Source organism: Chitinophaga tropicalis (assembly GCF_009758205.1).
GTDB classification, from domain to species: domain Bacteria; phylum Bacteroidota; class Bacteroidia; order Chitinophagales; family Chitinophagaceae; genus Chitinophaga; species Chitinophaga tropicalis.
Genome location: NZ_WRXN01000003.1, coordinates 551163 through 571645, shown reverse-complemented (window position 1 = coordinate 571645; position 20483 = coordinate 551163). Strand labels below are relative to the sequence as shown.

At 45.3% G+C, this 20483-nt stretch carries 21 protein-coding genes; 11 read left to right on the top strand and 10 right to left on the bottom strand.

Annotated elements, in window-relative coordinates; genetic code table 11:
- Nucleotides 1-114: 114 nt before the first annotated feature.
- Both GO493_RS10280 and GO493_RS10275 read right to left on the bottom strand, forming a co-directional pair.
- A complete protein-coding gene (locus GO493_RS10280) occupies nt 115-1167 on the bottom strand; it encodes an ABC transporter permease (RefSeq protein WP_157306061.1) in 1053 nt (350 codons plus the stop codon).
- Between the two features lie 3 nt (nt 1168-1170).
- A complete protein-coding gene (locus GO493_RS10275; RefSeq protein ID WP_157306060.1) occupies nt 1171-2259 on the bottom strand; it encodes a BT_3928 family protein in 1089 nt (362 codons plus the stop codon).
- Between the two features lie 98 nt (nt 2260-2357).
- Here GO493_RS10275 and folP point away from each other — a divergent pair, with 98 nt between their 5' ends.
- Together folP and cdaA are read left to right on the top strand one after the other, a co-directional pair.
- The gene (folP, locus tag GO493_RS10270) at nt 2358-3212 is read left to right on the top strand and encodes a dihydropteroate synthase (RefSeq protein ID WP_232538802.1); all 855 of its coding nucleotides are present in this window, start codon (nt 2358-2360) and stop codon (nt 3210-3212) included.
- A 70-nt stretch (nt 3213-3282) separates the two neighbouring features.
- A complete protein-coding gene (gene cdaA / locus GO493_RS10265) occupies nt 3283-4092 on the top strand; it encodes a diadenylate cyclase CdaA (protein ID WP_157306058.1) in 810 nt (269 codons plus the stop codon).
- A gap of 156 nt (nt 4093-4248) precedes the next feature.
- Here cdaA and GO493_RS10260 read toward each other — a convergent pair whose 3' ends face one another.
- Nucleotides 4249-5130, bottom strand: coding sequence for an FKBP-type peptidyl-prolyl cis-trans isomerase (locus tag GO493_RS10260; RefSeq protein ID WP_157306057.1), 882 nt, complete (start codon nt 5128-5130; stop codon nt 4249-4251).
- A gap of 30 nt (nt 5131-5160) precedes the next feature.
- Complete coding sequence (locus GO493_RS10255) at nt 5161-6105, bottom strand: DHH family phosphoesterase (protein WP_232538801.1); 945 nt, start codon at nt 6103-6105, stop codon at nt 5161-5163.
- Nucleotides 6106-6326: 221 nt separating this feature from the next.
- Here GO493_RS10255 and GO493_RS10250 point away from each other — a divergent pair, with 221 nt between their 5' ends.
- The 3 genes from GO493_RS10250 (at nt 6327) to GO493_RS10240 (ending at nt 8806) form a co-directional block, all read left to right on the top strand.
- Nucleotides 6327-6746, top strand: coding sequence for a nucleoside-diphosphate kinase (locus tag GO493_RS10250; protein ID WP_157306055.1), 420 nt, complete (start codon nt 6327-6329; stop codon nt 6744-6746).
- 83 nt (nt 6747-6829) lie between these two features.
- Nucleotides 6830-7726 carry a site-specific tyrosine recombinase XerD gene (xerD, locus tag GO493_RS10245; RefSeq protein ID WP_157306054.1) on the top strand — a complete coding sequence of 299 codons (897 nt, stop codon included), beginning with the start codon at nt 6830-6832 and terminating at the stop codon, nt 7724-7726.
- Nucleotides 7727-7834: 108 nt separating this feature from the next.
- Nucleotides 7835-8806: a phosphatidylinositol-specific phospholipase C gene (locus tag GO493_RS10240; protein WP_157306053.1), complete on the top strand. Its 972-nt coding sequence runs from the start codon at nt 7835-7837 to the stop codon at nt 8804-8806.
- A gap of 194 nt (nt 8807-9000) precedes the next feature.
- On the opposite strand, the gene GO493_RS10235 is transcribed toward GO493_RS10240, so the two are convergent.
- Nucleotides 9001-9879: a hypothetical protein gene (locus GO493_RS10235; protein ID WP_157306052.1), complete on the bottom strand. Its 879-nt coding sequence runs from the start codon at nt 9877-9879 to the stop codon at nt 9001-9003.
- Between the two features lie 420 nt (nt 9880-10299).
- Here GO493_RS10235 and GO493_RS10230 point away from each other — a divergent pair, with 420 nt between their 5' ends.
- The 5 genes from GO493_RS10230 (at nt 10300) to GO493_RS10210 (ending at nt 13995) form a co-directional block, all read left to right on the top strand.
- The gene (locus tag GO493_RS10230; protein ID WP_157306051.1) at nt 10300-10704 is read left to right on the top strand and encodes a hypothetical protein; all 405 of its coding nucleotides are present in this window, start codon (nt 10300-10302) and stop codon (nt 10702-10704) included.
- A gap of 194 nt (nt 10705-10898) precedes the next feature.
- Entirely contained in the window at nt 10899-11399 is a 501-nt protein-coding gene (locus tag GO493_RS10225; protein WP_157306050.1) for a hypothetical protein, read from the top strand.
- Nucleotides 11396-12199, top strand: a complete 804-nt coding sequence (locus GO493_RS10220) for a sensor histidine kinase (protein WP_157306049.1) — start codon at nt 11396-11398, stop codon at nt 12197-12199. Before GO493_RS10225 ends, GO493_RS10220 begins: the two co-directional genes overlap by 4 nt.
- A gap of 129 nt (nt 12200-12328) precedes the next feature.
- A complete protein-coding gene (locus GO493_RS10215; RefSeq protein ID WP_157306048.1) occupies nt 12329-12988 on the top strand; it encodes a response regulator transcription factor in 660 nt (219 codons plus the stop codon).
- 164 nt (nt 12989-13152) lie between these two features.
- A complete protein-coding gene (locus GO493_RS10210) occupies nt 13153-13995 on the top strand; it encodes a DUF2911 domain-containing protein (RefSeq protein WP_157306047.1) in 843 nt (280 codons plus the stop codon).
- Between the two features lie 54 nt (nt 13996-14049).
- On the opposite strand, the gene GO493_RS10205 is transcribed toward GO493_RS10210, so the two are convergent.
- The 5 genes from GO493_RS10205 to GO493_RS10190 all read right to left on the bottom strand — a co-directional run bounded on the left by GO493_RS10205 (nt 14050) and on the right by GO493_RS10190 (nt 19533).
- Nucleotides 14050-15756, bottom strand: coding sequence for a sodium:solute symporter (locus GO493_RS10205; RefSeq protein WP_157306046.1), 1707 nt, complete (start codon nt 15754-15756; stop codon nt 14050-14052).
- Between the two features lie 200 nt (nt 15757-15956).
- Nucleotides 15957-16121: a hypothetical protein gene (locus GO493_RS30830; protein ID WP_198315671.1), complete on the bottom strand. Its 165-nt coding sequence runs from the start codon at nt 16119-16121 to the stop codon at nt 15957-15959.
- Nucleotides 16122-16130: 9 nt separating this feature from the next.
- Entirely contained in the window at nt 16131-18608 is a 2478-nt protein-coding gene (locus tag GO493_RS10200) for a PIG-L family deacetylase (RefSeq protein ID WP_157306045.1), read from the bottom strand.
- A gap of 77 nt (nt 18609-18685) precedes the next feature.
- Nucleotides 18686-19015 (bottom strand): DMT family protein, encoded by a 330-nt coding sequence (locus GO493_RS10195; RefSeq protein WP_157306044.1) that lies wholly within the window; start codon nt 19013-19015, stop codon nt 18686-18688.
- 200 nt (nt 19016-19215) lie between these two features.
- Entirely contained in the window at nt 19216-19533 is a 318-nt protein-coding gene (locus GO493_RS10190; protein WP_157306043.1) for a carboxypeptidase-like regulatory domain-containing protein, read from the bottom strand.
- 384 nt (nt 19534-19917) lie between these two features.
- Between GO493_RS10190 and GO493_RS10185 the strand changes: the two genes are divergently transcribed.
- Nucleotides 19918-20460, top strand: a complete 543-nt coding sequence (locus GO493_RS10185; protein WP_157306042.1) for an RNA polymerase sigma-70 factor — start codon at nt 19918-19920, stop codon at nt 20458-20460.
- Nucleotides 20461-20483 lie beyond the last annotated feature (23 nt).

Sequence of the window (20483 nt, the reverse complement as noted above, 5' to 3'; positions counted from 1 at the left end):
ATAATAACAGATTCCGGTTCGAATTTACAAATTCCCTACAGGGCGTTTATACAAAGAAGACGACTGGTATTATGCTTTGTTACAAAAAAAGCGAAATAAATTTAAGCCGTTGAATTACAGCTTAATACGTGGGTCAACAATACTATAAAGCAGGTCTGCCAGTAAATTTATAACCACAAAGATCCCGGCAGTAAAAAGCACGGAACCCATTAATACAGGGAAGTCAAACTTCTCAAGGGCATCTACGGTCACTTTACCAATACCCTTCCATCCAAAAATATATTCTACAAAAAAAGCACCTGCCAGCAATTCAGCAAACCAGCCGGTAATAGCAGTAATAACAGGGTTAAGGGCATTCCTCAGGGCATGACCGAAGATAACGGCCCTTGCCGGAAGCCCCTTTGCATAAGCAGTACGGATATAATCCTGGTGAAGTACATCCAGCATGGCACTGCGTGTCAGTTGTACTATAATAGCCAGCGGACGGATACCCAGGGTGATGGCAGGAAGTACCAGGTTACGTAAACTGAGCACCCGGCCGGAAAAAGGATCTGTATCAAAAAGACTGCCTGTCATATGCAAACCGGTATAATCACTCAGTACAAATCCGAAAAGATAAGCTACTACGATCCCCATGAAGAATGAAGGAGCTGAAATACCTACCACACTGGCAAAGACAGCCCCACTGTCCATCCAGGTATTCTGCTTCACAGCTGAGAGTATACCCAATGCTATTCCCACTACAGTAGCAAACAACATAGCAGCTACTGCCAGTACCAATGTGCCGGGAAGTGCTTCTGTAAGTATCTCCCATACATCCTTTTTCCCCTGGTAGGACCGCCTTAAGTAAGGCGTTTTCAATACCAGGATACGGTCCCCGGAAAAATGTAATAATGTAATATAGTTCAGGGAAGCATCCGCTTCCTGTTTGGAATGAAGGCTAATAGGCAACAGGTCATTCAGATACAGAAAGAACTGCACAGGGACCGGTTTGTCCAGGTGCAGTTCTTTACGTACGTTTTCAAGCGATGCCACATCTGCGCGTTGCCCCAGTGTAAGACGGGCAGGATCGCCCGGTAATACATTAAAAAGGAAAAACACCAGGATAACTACCCCAAGTAAAACCAGCAGGCCATAACTGAGTTTACGCAGCAGGAATCTGAACATGAATTATGGTATATCGTTATAATGCCATTTGCCTTTGATAGTTCCTTTTTCCAGCAGGATCAGGCAAGGATTGCTCCTCCCTGCGGTCTTGATGGCCGTACCGTCCATCTGCACAAAGGGGAACTGCAACCCGTGCGCAGCGGTAAAAGCCGACAAATCAGCTTTGCCGGAAGCTGTCACACCATAAATGTATATCTTGCCGTCCTGGAACTGTTTCTGCAAAGCATGCATTTTCTCATCCCAGCCTTTACCGGCTTTGGTTACATCTTTTACCAGGAAAAGATATACCGGCTGTGATTCAGAAAGGATAGCCTGCGTCTGGTTCACACCATCAAAGTCTGTCAGGATAAAATCCTTAACAGCTGCCTCTCCGGTAGCTTCTCTCACCAGCTTGTCCTTACGGTCCACAAACACCCAGGTACTGTCTGACCATGGATAGTTCTCTGCCGTAAATTCTTTCTGCTTACCATCCTTTTCATAGATCAGCACTGTTTCATATTCAGCCGGACGCGCACCGGGAGGCAGTTTCATTGCCTCGGGAATATTGTTGCCTACTTTATAACCAAGACAGTCCACAATAGGCAGGTGCTCCAGCGTATACCACTGAATACCGCCTGAAAACACCACAGATAACACCAGCACTGCAATTGATGCCTTTTTACCAAATAACGGCTGTATACGCTTATGATAGATAAAGATGATAAGGATCATTACCAGCAGGATAACATCTTTCCAGAAGGTTTCAGCAGGAGTAAGTTTAATACAATCCCCAAAGCAGCCGCACTCCTTGATAGTACCACTGAATAACGCATAGGCGGTCAGGAAAGTAAAGAATGCTATCATCAGCAATAACAGCCAGGATACAAGACGCATACCGTAGCCAAGCAGCAAAGCTACTCCCAGTATGATCTCAAGGCTGTTCATAATCACTGAGTAAGCCAATGAGTAGGGCGAGAGAAATGTCAGGTGTAACACTTCAAAGAATTCATCCATTTTATAACTAAGCCCCAGGGGATCGTTCGCTTTGATCAACCCGGAGAAAATGAACAATACGCCAACAATAATTCTTAATAGGTTCAGGAACAGTTTCATGGATACAACTTTAAAGGGTATTGATATACGTGTGTGCAGATCAACACATTGTTCTATTTTTGTGAAGCAAAATAATCAATAAAAAGCAAATGGTTACCATGGAAAGGAAGAACGGCAGTTACCGGGGAAGTATTAACTGCAGAGGCACATTACTGGATTTGTCCAAACCAGTTATAATGGGCATCATTAATATTACGGAAGATTCCTTTTACGCTAACAGCCGTACGCAGCATATTGATAACATACTTGAAAAAGCCGCGCAGCACCTGGAAGAAGGGGCACAGATACTGGATATAGGAGCCCAAAGCACCCGCCCGGGCGCTGTAACAGTCGGGGCGGACATAGAGCTGGAAAGATTGCTCCCTGCTATCAGCGCGCTGGCAGAACATTTTCCCGGGGCTATCCTCTCTGTGGATACTTATCACGCCATAGTAGCCGAAAAGTCAATAGAAACTGGTGCCGCCATTATCAACGATATCAGCGCAGGTGAGTTGGATAGCAACATGATAGCCACTGTCGCCAGGCTCCAGGCCCCTTACATAGCCATGCATATGCAGGGCACACCTGCCAATATGCAGCAGCAGCCACACTATGACGATGTATTGCAGGAAGTACTGGATTACTTTATCCGTAAACGGGCACAATGCCTGGAAGCTGGTATTAAAGACCTCATCATTGATCCCGGCTTTGGTTTCGGGAAAACACTGGCACACAATTATACATTACTCAAAAAACTCTCAGTTTTTCACATGCTGGATTGCCCGCTGCTGATCGGTATCTCCAGGAAGTCTATGATCTATAAGATGCTGAACAGCACGGCTTCTGAAGCTCTGAATGGTACTACCGTGCTGAATACCCTGGCGCTTCAGCAGGGCGCACATATACTACGTGTACATGACGTAAAAGCAGCTGCAGAGGCCGTGAAAATTACTCAATATATGCAGGCATTATAACAACTGCTGTCAGGCAAAGGGATATATTGATGCCCTTTAACTCAATAAATATTTACTATTTTTACAATCTATGGAGGAGTTGTTTAATTTTTATGGCTACAAATTCCACTGGCTCAACATCGTTGACCTGGCGATTGTAATTTTCCTGGTGGTGCAACTGTACCGGCTGTTAAAAGGCAGCCTTGCTTTTAATATTTTCGTAGGCCTGTTAATGGTATATATGGCTTACTTCATAGTGCAGATGCTGCACATGCCCATTCTTACCATTATACTGCAGAACTTCATCAACGTTGGCCTTATAGCTATCATCATCATTTTTCAGCCGGAGATCCGGAAATTCCTGCTGGTATTGGGTAAGAAAGCGCCATTAAGCAAGGACAGCTTTCTCACCAAACTGTTCCTGCCGGATAAGTTCAAGAGTTACCGGGAAGAAGAGAATATCATCAACGAAGTGATTACCGCCGTTGCACGTATGGCCGCCAGCCGCACAGGAGCGTTGATAGTAATAGCCAACACCTACCGCGTGAAATTTGATACAGCTTCCAGCATTGCTATCGACGGCAACATAAATGCAAAACTGCTGGAAAGCATTTTCTGCAAAGGCAGCCCACTGCACGATGGTGCGCTGATCATTGTAGGAAGTAAGATACTGGCAGCTAAAGTAATACTTCCCGTATCTGAAAACCCTAACCTGCCAACGCGTATAGGCCTGCGTCACCGTTCAGCAGTAGGTATTACAGAACACAGTGATAACCTGGCTATCGTTGTATCAGAAGAAAGGGGCAGTATTTCTTATGCGCAGGATGGGAACCTGGTACAGGATATATCGCTGGAGGAACTGAAAGTGAAGATGTACGAAGTGATGGTAGATGGATATTGATCAACTCATCAGGTATAAAAAAAGAAGAGGATGTATCAAAAATAAATAAACGTCCTGAGAATCACTTATATGACTACCTGACTCCATCAGGTATCCGAATAAAAAGAGCCTGTATCAAAAGTATGATACAGGCTCTCCTTTTTTTTATTCTTTCTATTATTTTTTACCAGGTACTACCGGAGCGGCAGCAGGTGCAGCCGGAGCAGGAGCACCAGGCTTAACGTCTACCAACTGTACTTCAAATGTCAGTACGGAGTTGGAAGGAATTGCCGGAGGACTGCCCTGTAAACCGTAAGCCAGTGTAGAAGGGATCAACAGAGTAGCTTTGCTGCCTTTTTTCAGTGCAGCAATACCTGCATCCCAGCCTTTGATAACAAAACCACGGCCCAGAGGGAATTTAATTGGCTCCAGCTTCATACCAGGCCTTAAAGTGCTGTCCAGGCTGGAATCAAAAGTTTTACCATTCAGCAGCTTACCGGTGTAATGAACAAAAACGGTATCACCTTCTTTAGGCTGTACACCTGTACCTTCCTGGCTAACGGCAACATAAACGCCTTCAGGAGTGGTAGTAGCTTTCAGCTTATTTTTATCCAGGTATTCTTTGATTTCTTTTTCGTCAGCTTCTTTCTGCTTTGCGGCAGAGTATTTACCTACTACAGCAAAAGTAACTTTCAGCTTATCGCCTTTTTTACCAAATGGAGGACGAGGCTCTGGTAAGCTATCGAAAGGAATGATGAAAGTAGCACTGTCACCTTCTTTCAGAAGGGCCAGACCTTCCATCAGATCGTATTTCTCAACGGATTTGGCGATCAGTACAGGTACGGGAGCACCTAACACCTTACGTGATTCTGCAAGTACGGAATCGTTCAGGCGTTGGCTGATGTTCATCAGAACAGTGTCACCCAGCTTCAGCTGCGCACCACTTCCGGATTTATGAACGATATATTCCACGCCACCAGGAGTTTTTTTCTGCCCGGTACCGCAGCTGGCCATAATCAGGCCTAATGCTGCAACTAACAACTGTTTGTTCTTTTTCATTTGACTGTATTAGTAGGATTGAATAACAAATTATTGTAACTGTTCCTCATTTTCCCTGATAGCACTCAGGAAACGTTGTACGGTCCTTTCAAGAGAGTCTGAACTGTGCCCGCCGGCTGCGTGGAAATGTCCCCCGCCATCAAAATATTTCCTGGCAAAGGTATTTACATCGAAATCGTCTTTGGAACGGAATGAAAGCTTAATTTCTACATGCCGGTCTATAATGAGGGCGGCCAGTTTGATACCCTGGATGGAAAGCAGAAAATTTACCACTCCTTCCGTATCTCCCGTCTGCAGATCAAAACGTTTCAGGTCAGCATAGGGAATGGCTATCAGTGCCGTGTTATATTCATAATATACCTCCATACGGTTCAGCAGGCTATGCCCCAGGAAACGCAGGCGGTTTTCGAGGAAATTATCGTAAATGGCCGAATGAATGATCTCATGCCTCAGGCCGCGGTCAAACAGGTCTGCCACCATCCGGTGTACCCGAGCAGTAGTAGAGGCAAAACGAAAAGACCCCGTGTCTGTCATAGTACCCGCATAGATACATTGGGCCATCTCTTCGTTAATATATTGCTCGTCACCTAGTTTATAGATAGTTTCATATACCAGCTGCGCCGTAGAGGAAGCAGAAGTATCGCTGACACCGTAATCAAAAGTAGGTTGTGGTTCCAGGTGATGATCTATCAGTATTTTAGTACAGGATAGCTGGGCAAGGTAAGGCTCCATTGATTTGGTACGGTAAAGGGCATTAAAATCAAGACAGAAAAGGAGATCAATACCATCCAGGGCCTTCAGGGCTTTCTCCTGCATAGATTCGAAATCAAGTACATCCTTCGCTCCCGGCATCCATATCAGGAAATCAGGAAAATTGGTAGGAGAAATAACCGTTACATCATGCCCTTTTTGTTTCAGATAATGGAACAAGGCCAGGGATGAGCCCATTGCGTCTGCATCTGGTTTCTGATGCATTGTTATCACCGCTCTTTTAGGGTCTTGCAGCAAGGGCTTAATTTCCTCTATCCTCTTCATTCTTAACCTTTAAGTACACAGGCTTACCTGCATTTAATATTAATAATAAAAAATAACTGTTTTTACCGAAAAATGAAGTGCGAAGTTCTCTTTTTTTTCATCACTAAACAAATTCTGGTTACATTTGCGCGCAAAATTAGTTAATTAGGAATTCTAAATATATGGCTAACAACAGAACTTTTACAATGATCAAGCCCGATGCCGTAGAAAACGGGCACATCGGGGGTATCCTGGACAAGATTAACGCTGCAGGTTTCCGCATCGTAGCAATGAAAATGACCAGGCTCTCGGCCGAAAAAGCAGGTGAATTTTATGCAGTTCACAAAGAAAGACCTTTCTATGGTGAGCTGGTAGAATTTATGAGCAGCGGTCACATCGTGGCAGCTATCCTGGAAAAAGCCAATGCTGTGGAAGATTTCCGTAAACTGATCGGCGCTACCAACCCAGCCAACGCTGAAGAAGGTACTATCCGTAAGATCTACGCTGAATCTGTAGGCCGTAACGCCGTACACGGTTCAGATTCTGATGAGAATGCCGAAATTGAAGGTAACTTCTTCTTCTCCGGCCTGGAAAAATTCTAATCACCTGCCGGCAACACCGGTAAGCATATAAAAGCGTCCCGCGGTAATACCCGGGACGCTTTTTGTTTGTTAATTTGCCATCTATGTGGGATATATATCTTAAAGGATTCAAAGCATATCTGCAGCTGGAACGTTCCCTGTCTGCCAATTCCATAGAAGCCTACCTTCGCGATGTAGAGAAACTGGTACAATACCTTTCATCCTCCGGTAACCGGCAAACACCCGATCAGCTGACTCTTGATCAGCTGCAATCCTTCGTTCACTGGGTAGCAGAACTGGGTATGACGGCCACCTCCCAGGCCAGGATCATCTCAGGAGTCAAAGCCTTTTATAAATACCTCCTCCTGGAAGACATGGTAAAACAAGACCCTACACAACTGCTGGAAGCCCCTAAAACCAGAAGACAACTGCCAGACGTCCTGAGCTTTGAAGAAATAGAACAGATCATTTCCCAGATAAAAGCCGGTACCCCCGAAGGACAACGCAACCGGGCCATACTGGAAACCATGTACAGCTGCGGCCTCCGTGTCAGTGAAGTCGTGAACCTGAAGATATCACAGCTTCATTTTGATGCAGGATTTATCCGTGTAGTGGGAAAAGGCGACAAAGAAAGACTGGTCCCCATAGGCAGTGACGCTATTAAATATATCAACATATACAAAGAAGAAATACGGGTACACGTACCGGTAAAACCCGGACAGGACGATATCCTGTTCCTCAACCGCCGGGGAAGTGCCCTGAGCAGGGTGATGATCTTCCTCGTTATAAAAGAACTCAGCGCTGCCGCCGGCATCAATAAACAGGTATCCCCCCATACCTTCCGGCATTCCTTTGCCACCCACCTGGTTGAAGGAGGCGCCGACCTCCGCGCCGTACAGGAAATGCTGGGACATGAAAGCATCACCACTACCGAGATCTATACCCACCTTGACAGGGAATTTTTGAGAGATACCCTCCAGCGCTTCCATCCCCGTTTTTAATACCTCTGCCCTTCCCAGGTTACCAGATTGTTAACTCCGCTATCTCTATAGTTACCGCTCTCATCTGTGGTGTCTTTATGGTATTAAACCCTGTTTAAACCTACAACAATGACCAAGCATCATTTTCTGCATGCCGCAGCCGCTGTGCTGTTGGCCGTATCCCTGGCGGGCTGTTCAAAAGAGTCCTCACCGAACGAACTGATCCTCCCTGACAACAAACTGGCCGCAGCCACAGAAGCGGCGGCAGTATCCCTGAACAGCTGGATGACCGGCCTGCCGGACAATACCAGCATTGCAGGACTGTCCATTCCAGGCACGCATGACAGCGGCGCCCGTTTTGAACCGGTATCCGGTACAGCCAAATGCCAGGACCTCACTATTGCTGCACAGCTGGAGGCCGGCATCCGTTTCCTGGATATCCGTTGCAGACACATTGGCAACGCCTTCGCCATCCACCACGGTTCCATCTACCAGAATCTTAATTTCAATGATGTCCTGCTGGCCTGTTCAGCATTTCTGAACAGCCATCCGGGTGAGTGTATCGTCATGAGCATAAAGGAAGAATATGACGCGACTGACAACACCCGCACCTTCGAACAAACCTTTGATTCTTACGTACAACAGTATTCAGGCTCCTGGTGGCTGGGTGCTGCCATTCCTACCCTCGGACAGGTAAGAGGAAAGATCGTATTACTCAGAAGATTTGGCGCATCTGCAACGCCAAAAGGTATTGAGGCTACAGCATGGGGTGATAATACCACTTTCACGATCACTAATAGTAATGCCAGTCTGCGCGTACAGGATCAATACGTAGTTCCTGACAACTCCGGGAAATGGAATACCATCACAACATTACTGAACGAAGCACGTACCCAGAACCCGGCAGTACTATACCTGAATTTTACCAGCGGATATAAGTCGCTCATCTTCGGTATACCCAGCATCACAACTGTGTCTAATTCAATCAATCCCTCTGTAACAAGCTATTTTACATCCAACACGCACGGCAGGTTCGGTATCATCCCGATGGACTTTGCAAATGCAGACAGGGCTTCGCTTATCGTGAATACGAATTTCTAGATCATAGAGTCCCCTCAAAAACAAAAACAGCTACCCGGGAACTGGCTGTAGTGGGTAGCTGTTTTAAATACATGGGTCACCAAACAAAGTGAGGGGCATATATTTTTAAAATATAGGTTAAATTGATCAGAGACTTATTTTGCTCTTGCCGGGGAAACTCAACCCCGGCAAGGTAAAGTAACGTTTACGGCCTGCTAATAACTGACTAGCGATGATCTCCTCCCTGTTGCCATAGCCAGGTTGCTGAGCCATCCTGTGAAATGCCCGGAGTTCTTACCCTGGCTTTTCGGGACGGGCTGCTGCGGTATCGTAATATTAATGATACTGCAGGACGGGATGGCTTTCCGGCCAGGCATCATGGCGGCATCTTCCCGTTCTTCCCATAACAGCTGGTTATTGCGGTAGATCTTAAAATAAACATCCGGTCCGCTCTCCTGCTGTGGCTCATGTAAGAAGGCTAAAGCGCCTGCCAGCTCTTTTTTCGTAAAATGAAGCTGATAACGCCCATTTTCATCAGTACCGCAGCAACCCAGTAAGCGATGATTTCCGGCATTGTACACTTCTACTTTCAATTGTGATTGTCCCTCGCTGGAGTGCATCTTCCGGACAGTTCCGGCGATCACCCAGGTACCATAATTGGCCCTAATCTGGCTCCAGCTTTCTGCTGGTATCACATAAGCATATGCAGCAACATAGCGCAATCCTGAACGTTTCCAGTGTGGCACCAGCCAACTCAGGTGATAATGGGTTTCCATTACCTTATTCCCCTCCTCAGGCAAATGATGCAGACATATGTCCAGTTCAAGCGGTTCCGTAAAAAGATGCAATTGTTCCCAGGTCATCATGAAATTACCCTTCTCATCCAGCCTCGTTTCAGCAAGCAGGCGATCGCTTTTAGCAGCCACCTGCGCAGCTGTAAGCAGCCCGGGACCATTAAAAATATTTTTTTTGGGGCGGCAACGGTTGGGGTAACCTGTTTCTGGCAGATAGACACGTAAACGGGCGTTTACCAGCGGCTCAGTACAGTCATCTGAGATCAATGCAGAAATGTTTCCAAGTAACAGGTAACACATAATTTTAAGTTTTTAAAGAAGGGGTTAACGAACTAACTCCATCTTAGCTGCAACTTCACAGCTAACTTTTTTTCTCTGCATGACTAAATCAAGGAACAAACATGGGAGAAAGGCCCAAAAGAATGCTCATTTTTTGAGTGATGGCTTTATTGTCACTCATGGTACAAAGGTGAAAAAGAACCCGTTACAGGACAAGAGTTAACCTACGGCTTTTACGGAATACGTAGAACTACGCATTTTTCTGAGAAGGCTACGTTTTCAATTCTTGGCTACACGTAGACATAATTACATAATTAATTGAAGTTAAATAATTTATGAATTATCAAAACAATTCATGGCACAAAGGTGTTATTTTGTCGCAGTCTTTGTAAAGTAATTATTTGTAATAATTTTACCATCACTTTAAAACTACAGCATAACATGAGTAACACAGCAAAAAAAACCTTCCCACCGGACACCGGCGACTTTATCTCCAAAAAGGAAGCCGAGAGATTAAGGGGTAATTATTGCTCCAAAAAAACAAAAAAGTTTGGTGATGATTTCATCCAGGCTTATTTCTTTGGCAAAGACAAACTGCAGGAACTCCTGAACTATCAGGAAGACATCGTAGGTCTGCGCATCTATTATGGTGATGATTGCGATCACGATGGTAAAGAAGACAAGAAAATGGTCATTTATGCAGTTGACAAAAATGGTCAGAATGTATTGTACAAACCCAAACAGAAGTCTACAGCTATTAACAGCCTGAGGGCAACAGGAGACGACGATCTCGATGACGGCGGCGCTCTTGATAATGGCTTGCCTTGCCCAACAAGCTGTCCGTGAGTGGTTCATTTACAAAACCCAAACAAGTGTACATACATCAGATTATTTTTTACATTATGTGGGGGATCGAATGCTTGCTTTTGATCCCCTTTACTTTACACCTCAGAAAGCTTCAGCCAGGTGGCAAATGGATTTACTTTTACCTTATTAACAGTGTGGTCTTTGCAGCAGGTTCTATACTTGTTGCGCTTATAATGAAGCATAACCTGTGGTTCTACAATATCATGTATTTTATACAGTTTGTGGTCGCCTCTTCATTCTTCCATGCCATTATTAAATCCAGAACCGCCAAACTGGTTATAGCTCTGATGATCTTACCTGTACTGACGCTGGTCCTGTTGGACTATTTTCACCTGGAAGGTCCATATGCTTATAATTCTTACGCTACATCAGCAGAAACGTTAATACTCATGGTCTACGCCGTATTGTTTTTCTGGCAATTACTGCGGGACGAAGAATTGGTCCGGAAATCAGTCTTTATCAACTCCCTGCCTGATTTTTGGTACAATGCTGGATTATTTGTTTACCACTGTAGCTATTTCCTCTTTACTTTAGCTAATAACTTTGCCCAGTTTTCAACAAAAGCCACCCAGAACGCATCACATGTATCCCTCGGTATTACCTTTGTAGCAGGTGCGATACAACTTATTCTGTTTTATATCGGCCTGTTGAAAGCTAAAAAGATCCGGCCATGAATATCTCTGAAATAATTATTATCGGTACTGCAGTCATGTTCCTGTTAGGCATACTAGTAGTAGTCCTGGTAATATTTCAGCAAAAACAGGTTATACAGCATAAGCTAGTCATTCAGGACAAAGACCTCCAACTGCAGAAAGAACGCTTAAAAGCAATCATGCAGGGCCAGGAACAGGAACGCAAACGCATAGCGGAAGACCTGCACGATGAAGTAGGCGCACATCTATCTGTATTGAAACTGAACCTCAATCACCTCCAGCCCTTATTAAAAAATGGTAACGGAGAGCTGGAACAGCTAAAAGAGACTAAAGAGTTTACAGACACTATCATACAACACCTGCGTTTCATCTCCCAAAGCCTGCACCCTCAGGCACTTGAAAATCTTGGTCTTTCAAAAGCCCTTGACTCCTTCTGCAACCTGATGAACAAAAACAGACAGGTACAGATCTCCTATAAAGATGATGGTAACCAGTACCCCGTAGATCTCGAAAAAGCATTGAACATCTACCGCGTTGTACAGGAACTCATTAACAACATCTTCAAACATGCTCAGGCTACTCAGATAGAAATATTCTACAACGCTAGCCCAAAAGAATTAAAAATCCAGGTAGTTGACAATGGCAACGGCTTATTGCTCCGCTCCCTGGATAGCTCAAAGAAGAAATCAGGAAGCCTCGGACTGAAGAACATAGAAAGCCGGCTGAATATCATAGGAGGCAGTATCAGTTACCTGCCCGGCACTACATCCGGCACAATCGCAGAAATAACAGTAGAAAATTATCAAAGCGCCGGGGAATAAGCCGATTTTTTCTAGCTTTGTTCCTGCTGAGCAGTCATGATCCCTGTCGGTCGGTATATCCGGGGTAGGTTCAATGTACCTGCCGGGCAGGGACAATTCTATATAAATCAACTAAAACAGCCACCTCTTATGGCGAACAACATAAAGGTAGCCATTGCCGACGATCATAAGATCTTCCGCAGCGGCGTAATCAATACGCTCACCCCTTACGAGAACATAAGTGTTGTATTTGAGGCTGAAGATGGGGTACACCTGTTGCAGATCATGGAAGAGCAACAGCCGGACGTTATACTGATGGACCTTAAAATGCCCAATATGGACGGCATCGAGGCCACTAAAAAAGTACGTGAAAAATATGCACACGTAAAAATCATCGTACTCACCATGTATGAAGACGATAACTTCATTGTACACCTCATAGAGAACGGCGCCAACGCCTACCTGCTGAAAAACGCAGAACCCGGCGAAATATATGAAGCCATCTGCACCACCTACGAAAAAGGCTTCTATTTCAATGAAAATGTAAACCTTGCCTTACTCAAAAAGGTAATGCACAAAAATAAACAGCACTTCAAACCTACCTTCAAAAATGAAGTACAACTGACTGACCGTGAACTGGAAGTGCTGAAACTTATCTGTAACGAATACACGACACAGGAAATATCAAAAGAGATATTCCTAAGCCCCCGTACAGTAGAAGGATTACGCCAGAAGTTACTGGAAAAGACCGGAGCTAAGAATATAGTCGGCCTGGTCATGCATGCCTTCAGAAATGGTATCATAGAATAAAAAAACAGACTAAAATTCTATCATAAAAAAAGGCTTTTACCCGGAAGGTGAAAGCCTTTTTTGTCCCCCCCTGCTAAATATCAGTTTGCCCCAAATACACGAACGGGTTGATGAAATGAGTGGGATAACAGATATTTGCGCAGAATTAAACCACCAATTTCTTTATGAAAAAATTATTCCTTTGCTCAGCTGTAGCATGTGCATTCCTGATCAGCGCACAATTCGCTTCTGCTCAGGGAGTTAAAATGCCCGCTCCAAGTCCTGGCCAGACTATCCACCAGGACTTCGCCCTGTCCTCTATTGATGTAAGCTATTCCCGTCCGGCTATAAAAGGTAGAACCGTTATGGGCGACCTCGTTCCCTATGGTAAAGTATGGAGAACAGGTGCTAACGGCGCTACCACCATCACCTTCGGAGAAGATGTGAACTTTGGCGGTAAACCAGTAAAAGCAGGTAAATACGGCCTGCTCACCATTCCGGGAGAAAAAGAATGGACCGTGATCCTCAGCAAAAGCCTGGATGTAACCAGCCCTGCCGCCTACAAAGAAGAAAACGACGTAGTACGTGTAAAAGGTACCGTTACCACCCTCCCCTTTGCTGTAGAAAACTTCATGATCACCTTTGATGATGTAATGCCATCCTCAGTGAATATGCTGATGATCTGGGAAAAAACAATGGTATCTGTAGAAGTAACCGCTGAAATAGATAGCAAAGTAATGGCACAGCTGGAAACTGCTATGAAAGGTGAAAAAAAACCTTACTTCCAGGCAGCTCTGTACTACCTGGAAACAAATCGCGACCTGAAACAGGCGCAAACCTGGATAGATGCAGCCATTAAAGAAAACCCACAGGGTTTCTGGATGTACTACCAGAAAGCTCGTATCCAGGCTAAAGCCGGCGATAAAAAAGGAGCAAAAGCTACCGCAGAAAAAGGTATCGAACTGGCACAGACCGCAAAGAATGATGACTATGTAGCTTTAAATAAAAAGCTGATCGCATCTCTATAAGCTAATAAAAAACAGCTTCCACATAATGGAAGCTGTTTTTTTATTAAGCACCGCTTATACAGCAGATTTCAATTCCTTCTCCTTCCCTCTTACAATCTGTATCCCCCATGCTATTCCCATCACCAGGAAACAACCAATCGCATTCAGCCACAGGAAAGATACTATATTCATCAGGAAAATAACGATGATAGCTATCTCAGATACAACGGCTGCCCAGAAAGTGGCAAATCCTCCAATCCTCTTACAATAGAAAGCCACCAGGAATATACCCAGTATCACACCGTAGAATAACGATCCCAATACATTAACAGCCTCTATCAGACTGCCCAGCTGACTGGCAAACTGCGCTACAATAATACAGAACACTCCCCACAACACCGTCCACCAGCGTGACACTTTCAGAAAATGCTCGTCAGAACCTTCCTTACGGAACATACGCTGGTAAATATCTATCACCGTAGTAGAAGCCAGCGAATTTAAAGCAGCAGCAATACTTCCCCACGCGGCCAGGAAAATAATGGCAATCAGCAATCCCACCAATCCCCGGGGCAGGTTGTTCACCACAAAATGCAGAAAGATATAATTAGTATCATTGACATCCGCCGCAGGATCTGCCTTATGGATAATGTCCACGGCCTGCTTACGTACTTCGGCAGATTGTGCCTCCGTCTGCTGCAACTGTTCCTTCGTCAGCGCTATCGCCCTTTCATCTTCCCGGTCTATAGCTATCGCCATCTCCTTCACCTGCCGCTGTTTCAGATCAGAAAGATGGTTATATTCTTTTTCAACAGCAGCTAACGCCGCACTATGCTCCGTTTTATGCACTTTCTTTAACTGTGCTTCATTAAAGAATACAGGAGCACGGAAATAGAGATAGAACACAAATACCATGGCGCCTATCAGCAGGATAAGGAACTGCATAGGCACTTTCACCAATCCGTTCATAAGTAGTCCCAGCCTGCTCTCGGAAACAGAACGGGCCGTAAGATAACGGCCTACCTGCGACTGGTCCGTCCCAAAATAAGACAGCGCCAAAAAGAACCCTCCTATCAATCCGCTCCATATATTGTATTTATCCTGCCAGTCAAAATCTGTTACAATAACATTCAGCTTGTTCATCTTACCAGATACCTTCAGGGCATCAGCAAACCCAATATCTGCCGGTAGCAGATGCACTACCATCCACCCAGCCAGGAACATAGCCGTAAAAATAATGACCAGTTGTAGTGTCTGTGTATAACTGACCGCCCTGGTGCCACCTGATACAGTGTAGATGATGAGCATACCGCCCATCACTATGTTGGTCCAGTAAATATTCCAACCCATCAGGGAAGACAGGATAATAGAAGGCGCATAGATGCTGATACCGGTTGATAATCCCCGCTGAATAAGAAATAAGGCAGAAGTAAAGGTGCGGGTCTTCAGGTCAAATCTTTGTTCAAGATATTCATACGCCGTATAGACCTTCAGTCTATGAAAGATAGGTACAAAAGTGATGCACAACACCACCATTGCCAGCGGCAGACCAAAGTAGTACTGCACAAAACGCATTCCGTCAGTATATGCCTGCCCGGGCGCGGAAAGAAAGGTAACAGCGCTGGCCTGCGTACCAATAATAGAAAGTAATACAATATACCAGGGCATGGATTGGTTATCCAGGAAATATCCTGCTATATCCCGCTGCCCGCGGCTTTTCCAGATACCATACAATATGATGCCGGCCAGTGTTACCACCAGCACTATCCAGTCTGCTAAGCTCATGAATATACTTTAGTAAATAAATAAAATCCTCCTATCAGAAATGCCAGCCAGGCAATCACAAATGTGTACCACATCCACCAATGCGGGAGTAATGGCGGTTTATCTTCTTTCATAACCGGATCAATTACAGGTCGTATTAATTTTATGATGGTTCCGTTTCATTCTCCCGGCAGGAATAAGCCCGCCGGGAAAATGAGCTTTTATCTTTTTTTCAGCATGTTGCCACTGAGCAAGCCCAGTCCCAGCCCTATCAGTAAGCCTATATGTACTCTTTTTATCTCAAAACCTATCACCAGCCCCAGCACAATGCAGAGAACAGCCATAATGGTAAGTCTTGACCCGCTTTCTCTTTTCTTCGTAGCCATGCTATTGTATTATTGCTTATGTGAAATTAAGTTGACGAATAAACGGTATGCACCCGGTACTCCTGCAGGCAATTGTCTGAAGAAGGACAGGGAAGTATATACGTATCTGCCCTTACCATATACAGCCACCAGGGTAGAGCCCTGAAGCGCTTCCTCTCCCTTGTCATGCATAGCAAACAGTTTCTGGTAAGCAGGGTCCGCCATCTGCGTAAAGTATAACCCTCTCTCCTGCACCCAGCCTTCAAAATCATGAGCCGTGATCTTATTAGGATACTGCATGATCTCATTCTCCGGCTGCAACGTTGTCACTTCTGCATTTTCATCAGTGACCCTGTCCCTCGTAATACTGAAAGGATAAGGCCCTATCTCAGTGATCATGAGCGGCGAGTTCACATTATATTGTACCAGCATAGTGCCCCCGTTCTTCACATATTCCATAAGACGGGGCTGCCAGTATTTGATACGGGAATTGGTATTATATGCACGTACACCGGTGATAATGGCATCATATTGCTGAAGATTGCCGTTCATGATCTCTTTCTCATCCAGCACGGTTACCTGGTAACCTACCTGCTGAAGGGAGGTTGCTACCATATCTCCCGCACCAGGTATATATCCCAGCTTACGTCCGTTATGATGAAGGTCCACTATCACCAGCCTGGCCGTTGCTTCAGGAAAAAGGGTGATAGCTGGAATATGATCATAGTTAATGGAACGGAGGCCTTGCGTATAGGTCTTACCATTACAGATCATTTCTACCGTCAGTGTATCCGTTCTATTTATACCCGTCACCTGCCTGGGAGCAATATGAAACTCTACAGTAGTTTCATCTCCTTTTGATGACAGGCTATACGGCAGCGACTTCTCAGCGCTTGTAAAGCCCGCCGGCAATCGCAAACTAACGGCGCCGGTTATATTTGCTTCCATTGCCCTCAGCTTTACCTGTACAGCCTGGGAAGTCGTCGCTGTAAAAATGAATACATTATTCGTAAGAGAAGCTACCACCGGCGGAGCTACTACCAGGGGCTCATACAGCTCTCCCTTTACCTGGTCGGTATATTTATATTGCACAGGCCTGTTAACAACAAAGTCCTCGCCATTGATCTTCAGTTTGATAACCGCCTCCAGCGCAGGTCTATTTTCCGGATAGCCTGTCAGCATCGGGTCGTCCACAGTGTACATTCCTATCGGATGCGTGGAGCGCAGCCAGTAAGGCTGGGTAAGTGGCAGAGACGCAGGCAGCGTCTGTAATTCAGTGAAAGTACATAAACGGTTATACTCCAGCGGAAGATTGCCGGTAAGTGTATCTTTACCTCCATAAGTTACCTGCTGCACAGTAACAGGTATATTACTGTTACAGATGATCTGCACACTGCCCTGTATCTGTTGCCCGGGCACTACCACCTGGGTATTGCTGTAAGCTTCCATCCACAAACCGGCACAGGCCAGGATCAGTTGTTCTGTTTCCTGTAGCTTCTGGTTGCGCCAGTACCCATCCGGCAGGGCATGTATAGCTTTACGTACAGCCAGGAGGCCCGGTACGGAAGCAGAAGGATCATCTATATTATAGGAGGCCTGAACCTTATCTATCATTTCTGCAATGGCTTTACCTCCGGCAACACGCTCCCAGGTAGTGTTCACCCCATCCAGCAGGCCATATTTCGGGGCATTGCCATTTACAACAGCAAAATATTCAAATGAACTGCCCCTCGACGCCGGCACACCAAAGCCCTGGCTCTTGTGCTGGGAACGGCTTTCAGCAGCTATCTCTCCATATCCCCTGCCCAGCAGGTAATTAAAAGCACCTACGTCTATACGGAACTGGTCATTGGAAGTAGTATTGATACTGCCAAAGCTGTATGTATTCCAGAGAATACGGTGAGCTTTCCAGGGCTTCAGCACTTTAAGCTGTTCAGGATAACGGTTCGGGTCCCCGGCAGCTTCATAAGCCTCTGCCGCCAGTATGGCGGAAGCGGTATGGTGACCATGTCCCGCGCGACTATCAGGCGGGAAACGGCAAACTATCACATCCGGCTGGAATTTGCGGATCATCCAAACCACATCTCCCAGTATTTTATCCTTGTCCCATATAGTAAATGTCTCTGCCGGGTTCTTGGAAAACCCGAAGTCCAGCGCACGGGTAAAGAACTGTTCTGCTCCGTCTATACGACGGGCTGCCAGCAGTTCCTGCGTGCGGATCAACCCCAGAAGCTCTCCCTGCTCATCCCCTACCAGGTTTTGTCCGCCATCCCCCCTGGTAAGGGAAAGATATCCGGTACGGTACAATTTCTCTTTGGCAAGATATCCCAGCAGGCGGGTATTCTCATCGTCTGGATGAGCGGCGATATATAATACGCTTCCCAGCGTATCCAGTTTTTTGAGTTGCAGTCTTATATCTGCTGCATTTACTATCCGGGAGGGTTGCGCCCAGGCAGTTGCAGCGGCAAGCAGTCCTGTTAACAGTGCTAAACAGCTTCTTCTAACCATTGTCCTTTGTGTATTAAACGATGGTCAAAAATAGTGATTAAATATAGCTGTAAAAGAAAATGTGATGGAAGGTGCGCCTATTTCTTGAACATAAAATAAACAGCCCCAAGTATGAAGAGGAAGGAAACCAGGTAATTCCATCTCAGCGGCTCCTTCAGTATGAAGATAGCAAAGAGGCTGAACACCGTCAGGGTGATAACTTCCTGGATGGTTTTGAGCTGAAAGCCACTGAATCCCTCCTGGGCGCCCAAACGGTTGGCAGGCACCATAAAGCAGTATTCGAAAAACGCAATTCCCCAGCTGGCCAGGATAACTTTCCAATAGGGCACATTTTCATATTTCAGGTGTCCATACCAGGCAAAGGTCATAAAGGTGTTCGAAATAAAAAGAAGTATAATGGTACGCATGGGCGCAAAGATAGACGATAGAACAAAAATAATTCCACTTACAGGCAAGCACTTGCAGAACTACCCGGTTCTATCGTCTGTCTTGCAATGATCTGAGGGGATGAAAAAAATAAACCGGCCCAAAAGAGCCGGCCGGTTGTTACAGGTCTCAACTTTCCTATCATGCTTAGGAGTTGTAAGTTTAGAACACCAAAGCAGAACTATTGTTCCAGCTTTATCTCCCCAAGATCTGTTACTTTCCCTTCTTCTACTTTCACATCCTGGAGAGTGGCATCCTTATAAGGATCTTTAGCGTCGATTATCACGGTATAGGCACCTGCTTTTGCAGGCTGTATTGAAAAAGCGCCGTCGGTAACCAGAGCTTTAAGCGTATCTGCACCACTAATGGCCCAGACCTCTTTAGCCCCGTCCCCCGGTGTTACTTTGCCACTGATCGACCCTCCTTCAAGAGTCCTGAAAGCTAACGCCCCCAGTACCAGTATGACAAGAGCCGATAGGCCGTACTTCGTCATTTTCATACACTTGGTTTTAGGTTTTATAATAAAGAGAATGGTTATGAAATCCTTTTATTTAAAACCGCACTTTAATTAGCAGGCGCCTGCCAAGTGCCGGCTTATTCACTGTCTACATATATAATACAACCATTAAATTGGTTACCATTAGTCCATTCTAAAAAAAAGTTGTCTTTTTTTTATCATTTTGGCCCTTTCGTCGCAAACCCTTTACCATGGCGAGTATTATTTTCAGGAATTTCAAAAATTCCTATTCCTGCGGCTCTCTGGCAGACAGAGGGCGGATTAATTGCCAGAATAAATTAATTTTGCTTCGTTCTGTTTTTGATAGCCGACTTTAGTCCGTTGCATTAGCAAGTACATAAATAGATCAGAAAAGATAGTTACAGGATGCTGCCGCTCAACAATACAGATATCGTTACCGGGGTTCGGAACAGGGATAAGCGTGTGTTTGAAATAATATTCAATCAATTTTCACCATCCATGTTCAGTATAGCCTTACGCTACCTGCGCGATCAGGACGAGGCTCAGGATATTGTACAGGATGTATTCCTGAACCTGTGGCGTACTGCGGAAAACCTGGATGAACGGGCGCCTGTTCAACACTATCTGGCTCGGGCTACCGTCAATACCTGCCTCAACCGTATAAAAAAAGCCCAGCGGCAACAGCAATATGCCAAAGAACAACAGGCTGACAGTATAGAACCCACTGTAGAACACCTTTTACTTGAACATAAAGAACTGGAAGCCCAATACTTATCCATATTGGAAAAACTGCCGGACCAGTGCCGCCGTGTATTTGAAATGAGCCGGATAAAGGGACTGTCCCCCGCCGAAATATCTGAACAACTGAATATTTCCATTAACACCGTCTATACACACCTTACCACTGCATTAAAAAAGATCAGGCTCGGGTTATTGAACCAGCAATGATCCGAAGAGGTTATATATATTAT